We start from the raw sequence: 6,158 nt of genomic DNA on the forward strand, positions 1-6,158 counted from the left end.
CAACAGCGCGCTTGAGCAGGGTGTTACGTACAACACGTACGTATACGCCAGCTTCACGAGCCTCTTTACGGAGTCCGGTCATAGCGCCTACTGTCACACCACGGGCATCAGCCACGACAGCGGACAGAGCAGCTTTGGCAGCCTCGTTGACTTCAGCGACGATGGCCTTCTTGTCTTCGAGATTAATTGCCACGGGTTTAACTCCTGCTTGTTACCGTTTCATCTGGCCGGAGCCGGATGTCGTTTTGGTGTCTGATTCGGTAAGGAACCGGGAGCACCATCTGCGTAGGCTTGAGGTTTAAGACTTGCGTCGCCTACGGTCTTGGATAGCCCCCGCCAGGCAGGGACCCCAATTTTTTCAATTGACGCAATCGCTTGCGTCAATCTGTGTCTTATACGTCCAGCGAGCCTTGGTCGATGACCAGACCTGGGCCCATAGTGGTGCTCAGGGTAACGCGCTTGACGTAGATACCTTTAGAAGAAGCTGGCTTGATACGCTTAAGATCAGCGATCAGGGCTTCAACGTTTTCCTTCAGCTTGACGGCGTCGAAACCGACCTTGCCAACGGAGGTGTGAATGATGCCGTTTTTGTCGGTGCGATAACGAACCTGACCAGCCTTGGCGTTTTTAACCGCGGTAGCTACGTCTGGCGTTACAGTGCCGACTTTAGGGTTAGGCATCAGGCCACGTGGACCAAGGATCTGACCCAACTGACCTACAACACGCATTGCATCCGGGGAGGCAATAACTACGTCGTAGTTCAGGTCGCCGCCTTTCATTTCGGCAGCCAGGTCGTCCATGCCAACGCGATCAGCGCCAGCGGCCAGAGCAGCTTCAGCTGCCGGGCCTTGGGTGAAGACGGCTACACGTACAGTCTTGCCAGTACCGTGTGGCAGCACAGTAGCGCTACGAACGACTTGGTCGGACTTACGCGGGTCCACACCCAGGTTTACAGCAACGTCAACGGACTCGCTGAATTTGACAGTCGACAGCTCGGTCAACAGGGCTGCAGCGTCTACAAAGCTGTAGGCCTTGCCTGCTTCGATTTTGCCGGCGATAGCCTTTTGGCGCTTGGTCAGCTTAGCCATTACACACCCTCCACGTTAAGGCCCATGCTACGAGCAGAACCGGCGATGGTACGCACGGCTGCATCCATATCAGCTGCAGTCAGATCCGCGTTTTTGGTTTTCGCGATTTCTTCCAGCTGAGCACGAGTCACAGTGCCGACTTTAACGGTGTTAGGACGAGCGGAACCGCTAGTCAGACCAGCAGCCTTCTTCAGCAGAACCGAAGCCGGGGTCGACTTAGTTTCGAAAGTGAAGCTACGGTCGCTGTATACAGTGATGATCACTGGAGTCGGCAGACCTGGTTCAAGACCCTGAGTACGGGCGTTGAAGGCCTTGCAGAATTCCATGATGTTCACGCCATGCTGACCCAGAGCTGGACCAACAGGTGGGCTTGGGTTGGCCTGAGCGGCCTTCACTTGCAGCTTGATGTAAGCGGTAATTTTCTTGGCCATGAGGCACTCCAATTACGGGTTCAAACGCCTCGAAAGGCTCCCCGGTTACTTGCGCGTTTATCCCAGTGACGACAAAACCCCACAGCCTAAGGCTGCGGGGTTGGGATGCTTAGCCAGCTAGACCTTCTCGACCTGGCTGAACTCCAACTCTACAGGAGTAGAGCGACCGAAAATGAGCACTGCCACTTGGATCCGGCTCTTCTCGTAGTTAACCTCTTCGACAGTGCCGTTAAAATCAGCAAACGGACCATCTGTAACACGAACAACCTCACCCGGCTCGAACAAAGTCTTCGGCTTAGGCTTGTCACTACCATCAGCAACGCGACGCAGAATTGCTTCTGCCTCTTTATCAGTGATCGGAGCAGGCTTATCAGCGGTACCGCCAATGAAACCCATGACACGAGGCGTATCCTTGACCAAATGCCAAGTACCTTCATTCATGTCCATCTGAACCAAAACATAGCCAGGGAAGAACTTACGCTCACTTTTACGCTTCTGACCATTCCGCATTTCAACCACTTCTTCAGTGGGAACCAGAATTTCGCCGAAGCCATCTTCCATGCCTGCCAGCTTCACGCGCTCTAGCAAAGAGCGCATAACATGCTTCTCGTAACCCGAGTAAGCATGAACAACGTACCAACGCTTAGCCACGGGACACCCTTAGCCAACAATCAAGGAAACAAGCCAACCGAGCAGGGAATCAAGCCCCCACAACAGCAACGCCATAACCAGAACAACAGCCACAACAATCAACGTGGTCTGCGTGGTTTCTTGGCGAGTCGGCCAAACGACTTTACGGATTTCGGTGCGAGCTTCCTTTACCAGTACCGCAAAAGACTTGCCTTTAGCAGTCTGCAAGCCCACAAAGGCAGCCACAACAGCAATAACAAGCAAAGCGAGCACACGGTACAGGATCGGCGAAGCAGAATAGTACTGATTGCCAACTACGCCTACGACCACCAACGCTACAACAACTAGCCACTTGACGAGATCGAAACGAGAGCTTTGAGCTTCAGCCTTAGGAGTCATCTATGAAGATCCTGTGAAAAGAAAGCCAGACACACCACGTGAATCTGGCAGGTCAGGAGGGAATCGAACCCCCAACCTACGGTTTTGGAGACCGTCGCTCTGCCAATTGAGCTACTGACCTAAAACAAAATCAGGCCGACCATTATGCAGGCCTGAAAAAGACTTTACAACAACCAACCCCAACAGACTTGATACAACCTGGCAAAACCACCAGATACAAAACACTCAAGCCGAGGCAGCTGTTAAAACAAAGGCAGATATTTTCATATCTGCCTTGTTATATGGAGCTCTTGAGCGGATTTGAACCGCTGACCTCACCCTTACCAAGGGTGTGCTCTACCAACTGAGCTACAAGAGCAAAACACATGCACAACCTGCAAACTTGGAGCGGGTAGCGGGAATCGAACCCGCATCATCAGCTTGGAAGGCTGAGGTTCTACCACTAAACTATACCCGCGGAGCTTGCAGCTCACGCTAAAAATGGTGGAGGGGGAAGGATTCGAACCTTCGAAGTCGTAGACGTCAGATTTACAGTCTGATCCCTTTGGCCGCTCGGGAACCCCTCCTAAGCGAGCCGGCATTTTACATTACGCCGACCTTCTGTCAAGCATTTTCTCATTTAAATTATGAGGTTAGCTGCATTGACGCCGCATCTCATTAAATCCCCCTAAAGGTCTTCACTGCGAAGCGGGCGCCATTCTATGCAAACTATTCGACAGTTGCAATGCCTTCGCACAGCATTATTTTATGTTTTAACTCATTGAATTCCTTAACAAGGTTTTCAAAGGGCAGATCTTCAGCCAGGCGCCGGCTTTCCGGGGCCACCCGGAGCCAGTAACCTTGAGCATCTGGCGTACTCAGCAGTTGAACCTTGACCTTTATATCCAAGCTAGTGAGACGCTGCTCGACAGATTGCGCTTGGCGCTGGTCTGTAAATCCACCAATGTACAAACAGGTATTTTGCGAATCAGATACCTTTGCCCGCTCCCTGCGGATCACTGCATCCGAAGATTCACTCAGCAGACGAATATCCTGCTGAGCACCTCGATAGAGACTCAGAGGAGTAACGTCTTTAGCGCGCAGCGGGGCCTCTTGCTGGTGCCATATGTAGTAAAAGGCGTTGAGGATCAGTAAAAGCAAAAACAGCCAACGCATAAACACCTCAAGATAACGGGCACGCCATCGCCAGACCAACGAAAACCAAATCAGGAACGAGTCGAGCCTGCGGCACAGAGCCCAATACCAAATCAGCATCTCCGCCAGTCAGGAATATACTGAAGTCATCGCCCCAGTAGCTGCGCGCGAGCTCTACCTGGGTCAGAACAAATCCTCGAAGCATCAACGCACAGCCTCGCTCTACTGCCTCAACTGTTGTACGACCTGGTGAGAGGCACTCCAAAGCCCTTTCAGCAGCGGCATCGCCATACCTTATCTTTCGTGTATGTGTACGCAGCTGATTCCTCATGAGAGACATGCCCGGACAAATAAAGCCTCCCAGGTGCTCGCCATCCTCAGCTATAAAATCTGCAGTCGCCGCAGTGCCAAAATCGAGCACCAAGCAGGCACCCGAGGCCAATTTAAATCCACCGAGCATTGCCAACCAGCGATCCAGACCAAGGCGCTCAAAATCTTCGTAGCCGTTACGTACCCCAGCCACTTCACGAGCTGAAGCAGCACTGGTAACAACAACACCAAATGTCTCCACAAGCGCTTCAACCAGTTTTTCCGTCTCTTCCTGCGCACGGACGCTCACCAACCTGCAACGCGTCAGCAACAACTCAGGCAGCGCCAGCAGGCTATCAATCAAGGCAGCATCCGAACCTGCAACACCTTCAGCCGAGGCGTTCACCCCGCTCGAATCAAGCACACGCCATTTGATAAAGCTATTCCCACAGTCGAGCTCAAGAATCATCACGCAACCTCAGGCTTAGCTCACCACCACTGTATATTTTCTCAACACCATCAACACTCAAACGCAAAGCACCTTGACGATCAACACCCAGCACCACTCCATCGACCTGGTTGACACCGGCTATAAGCGACACAGCCCTCCCCTGCCAAGCGTGATTTTTCTCCCACTCATTCTGAAGCTCGGCAAAACCTAGCACCCGGTGTCGACCCAAGTAGCCTTGCAACTGCAAACCCAGCCGGGCAATCAGGGCGTTTCGATCAACAGGAAAACCCGTCTCTAACTGCACTGATGTCCATTGCTGATCAACCTCGTCAGCCTTCTGCATATTGACGTTGATGCCTATTCCAAGGACAACGTGACAGATATCAGCAGGATCCCCTACGAGCTCCAGCAAAATCCCGGCAATTTTCTTTTGCCCTACGAGAACGTCGTTTGGCCATTTTAAAGTCGCAGTCTGAACTCCAGACTCACGCAGGGCTTGCATGACCGCCAATCCAACCACAAGACTTAAGCCTTCCAACTGCCGAAGACCATCCTCAATACGCAATACAAGGCTGTAATAGACATTCTGGGCAAATGGACTGACCCACTTTCGACCACGCCTGCCTCTTCCCGCCGTTTGCTGCTCCGCAAGCACCAGAAAGGGCGTCGCGCACTCAACCCCAGCAAGACGCAAAGCTTCGGCATTTGTTGAGTCAATGGAATCGTAGATATGGATAGGCCATGCTAAATCAGGGGCATGCTGCTCAATTTCCGCAGCACTCAAGAAAACCAATGGGGATGCTAATTGATACCCCTTTCCACGAACCTTATGAACAGGCAGATTCAATTCGGCCTCAAGGTGCTGGAGTTGCTTCCAGACAGCACTGCGACTGACGCCCAGGGCGGCGCCAAGTGCTTCCCCGGAATGAAATCGGCCATCTTTCAGAAGTTCTAACAACGTCAGCATGCAAGTATCGCCTCACAATGAGGAACGCATGATAGCCATGCGAAAGACCATTGCATAGAAAGGCAGGCGTTTAGCCCTGAAGGCGTCCATGAGAAAACCTGCCGGCACTTTCCGCCCGCCCAAAACAAAACCCCATCTGCTTTCGCAAATGGGGTTTCGGAATTTAATCTTGACGATGACCTACTCTCACATGGGGAAACCCCACACTACCATCGGCGATGCATCGTTTCACTACTGAGTTCGGGATGGGATCAGGTGGTTCCAATGCTCTATGGTCGTCAAGAAATTCGGGTACTGAGTCGTGACCAGTTGGCCTCGCTTCAGCAAATTGGGTATGTGATAGCTTTCGGTGTTTGCAAGAGTCGAACTTTCGGTTCATTTCGTCTTCACACACCGCAATCTGGTGCTCTTTCGCTTTTAAGCTCGAAGCAAGCAAATTGCTTGGGTGTTATATGGTCAAGCCTCACGGGCAATTAGTATTGGTTAGCTCAACGCCTCACAGCGCTTACACACCCAACCTATCAACGTCGTAGTCTTCGACGGCCCTTCAGGGAACTCAAGGTTCCAGTGAGATCTCATCTTGAGGCTAGTTTCCCGCTTAGATGCTTTCAGCGGTTATCTATTCCGAACATAGCTACCCGGCAATGCCACTGGCGTGACAACCGGAACACCAGAGGTTCGTCCACTCCGGTCCTCTCGTACTAGGAGCAGCCCCTCTCAAATCTCAAACGTCCACGGCAGATAGGGAC

8 protein-coding genes, 4 tRNA genes and 2 rRNA genes are annotated in these 6,158 nt (G+C 52.2%); all 14 read right to left on the reverse strand.

The window, feature by feature from the left end:
• The coding region (gene rplJ / locus CFE47_RS30795) for a 50S ribosomal protein L10 (protein WP_286842923.1) at positions 1 to 193 on the reverse strand (193 nt) is incomplete at its 3' end.
• Between the two features lie 199 nt (positions 194 to 392).
• Positions 393 to 1,088 (reverse strand): 50S ribosomal protein L1, encoded by a 696-nt coding sequence (rplA, locus tag CFE47_RS30800; RefSeq protein WP_032884532.1) that lies wholly within the window; start codon positions 1,086 to 1,088, stop codon positions 393 to 395.
• Positions 1,088 to 1,519 (reverse strand): 50S ribosomal protein L11, encoded by a 432-nt coding sequence (gene rplK / locus CFE47_RS30805; RefSeq protein ID WP_003176435.1) that lies wholly within the window; start codon positions 1,517 to 1,519, stop codon positions 1,088 to 1,090. Before rplK ends, rplA begins: the two co-directional genes overlap by 1 nt.
• Before the next feature lie 117 nt (positions 1,520 to 1,636).
• The gene (nusG, locus tag CFE47_RS30810; protein WP_003176436.1) at positions 1,637 to 2,170 is read right to left on the reverse strand and encodes a transcription termination/antitermination protein NusG; all 534 of its coding nucleotides are present in this window, start codon (positions 2,168 to 2,170) and stop codon (positions 1,637 to 1,639) included.
• A gap of 9 nt (positions 2,171 to 2,179) precedes the next feature.
• Positions 2,180 to 2,548, reverse strand: coding sequence for a preprotein translocase subunit SecE (gene secE, locus CFE47_RS30815; RefSeq protein ID WP_181643757.1), 369 nt, complete (start codon positions 2,546 to 2,548; stop codon positions 2,180 to 2,182).
• A 45-nt stretch (positions 2,549 to 2,593) separates the two neighbouring features.
• Positions 2,594 to 2,669, reverse strand: a tRNA-Trp gene (locus tag CFE47_RS30820).
• 161 nt (positions 2,670 to 2,830) lie between these two features.
• Positions 2,831 to 2,906, reverse strand: a tRNA-Thr gene (locus tag CFE47_RS30825).
• Between the two features lie 25 nt (positions 2,907 to 2,931).
• Positions 2,932 to 3,005 (reverse strand) — tRNA-Gly (locus tag CFE47_RS30830).
• Positions 3,006 to 3,029: 24 nt separating this feature from the next.
• Positions 3,030 to 3,114, reverse strand: a tRNA-Tyr gene (locus CFE47_RS30835).
• A 142-nt stretch (positions 3,115 to 3,256) separates the two neighbouring features.
• Complete coding sequence (locus tag CFE47_RS30840; RefSeq protein ID WP_095186174.1) at positions 3,257 to 3,703, reverse strand: hypothetical protein; 447 nt, start codon at positions 3,701 to 3,703, stop codon at positions 3,257 to 3,259.
• A 7-nt stretch (positions 3,704 to 3,710) separates the two neighbouring features.
• Complete coding sequence (locus CFE47_RS30845; protein WP_095186173.1) at positions 3,711 to 4,460, reverse strand: pantothenate kinase; 750 nt, start codon at positions 4,458 to 4,460, stop codon at positions 3,711 to 3,713.
• Entirely contained in the window at positions 4,450 to 5,409 is a 960-nt protein-coding gene (birA, locus tag CFE47_RS30850) for a bifunctional biotin--[acetyl-CoA-carboxylase] ligase/biotin operon repressor BirA (RefSeq protein WP_095186172.1), read from the reverse strand. The genes CFE47_RS30845 and birA overlap by 11 nt, the downstream gene beginning before the upstream one ends.
• A gap of 167 nt (positions 5,410 to 5,576) precedes the next feature.
• Positions 5,577 to 5,692: ribosomal RNA gene (gene rrf / locus CFE47_RS30855) — 5S ribosomal RNA — on the reverse strand.
• A 169-nt stretch (positions 5,693 to 5,861) separates the two neighbouring features.
• Positions 5,862 to 6,158, reverse strand: a 23S ribosomal RNA gene (locus tag CFE47_RS30860); the annotation flags it as partial.

The organism is Pseudomonas sp. PGPPP1, assembly GCF_002255865.1.
GTDB lineage: Bacteria > Pseudomonadota > Gammaproteobacteria > Pseudomonadales > Pseudomonadaceae > Aquipseudomonas > Aquipseudomonas cremoris.

Coding starts and splice junctions, on each gene's coding strand:
- CFE47_RS30845 (WP_095186173.1), bottom strand. CDS start 4,460: ATGATTCTTGAGCTCGACTGTGGGAATAGCTTTATCAAATGGCGTGTG.
- rplA (WP_032884532.1), bottom strand. CDS start 1,088: ATGGCTAAGCTGACCAAGCGCCAAAAGGCTATCGCCGGCAAAATCGAA.
- CFE47_RS30840 (WP_095186174.1), bottom strand. CDS start 3,703: ATGCGTTGGCTGTTTTTGCTTTTACTGATCCTCAACGCCTTTTACTAC.
- rplK (WP_003176435.1), bottom strand. CDS start 1,519: ATGGCCAAGAAAATTACCGCTTACATCAAGCTGCAAGTGAAGGCCGCT.
- secE (WP_181643757.1), bottom strand. CDS start 2,548: ATGACTCCTAAGGCTGAAGCTCAAAGCTCTCGTTTCGATCTCGTCAAG.
- birA (WP_095186172.1), bottom strand. CDS start 5,409: ATGCTGACGTTGTTAGAACTTCTGAAAGATGGCCGATTTCATTCCGGG.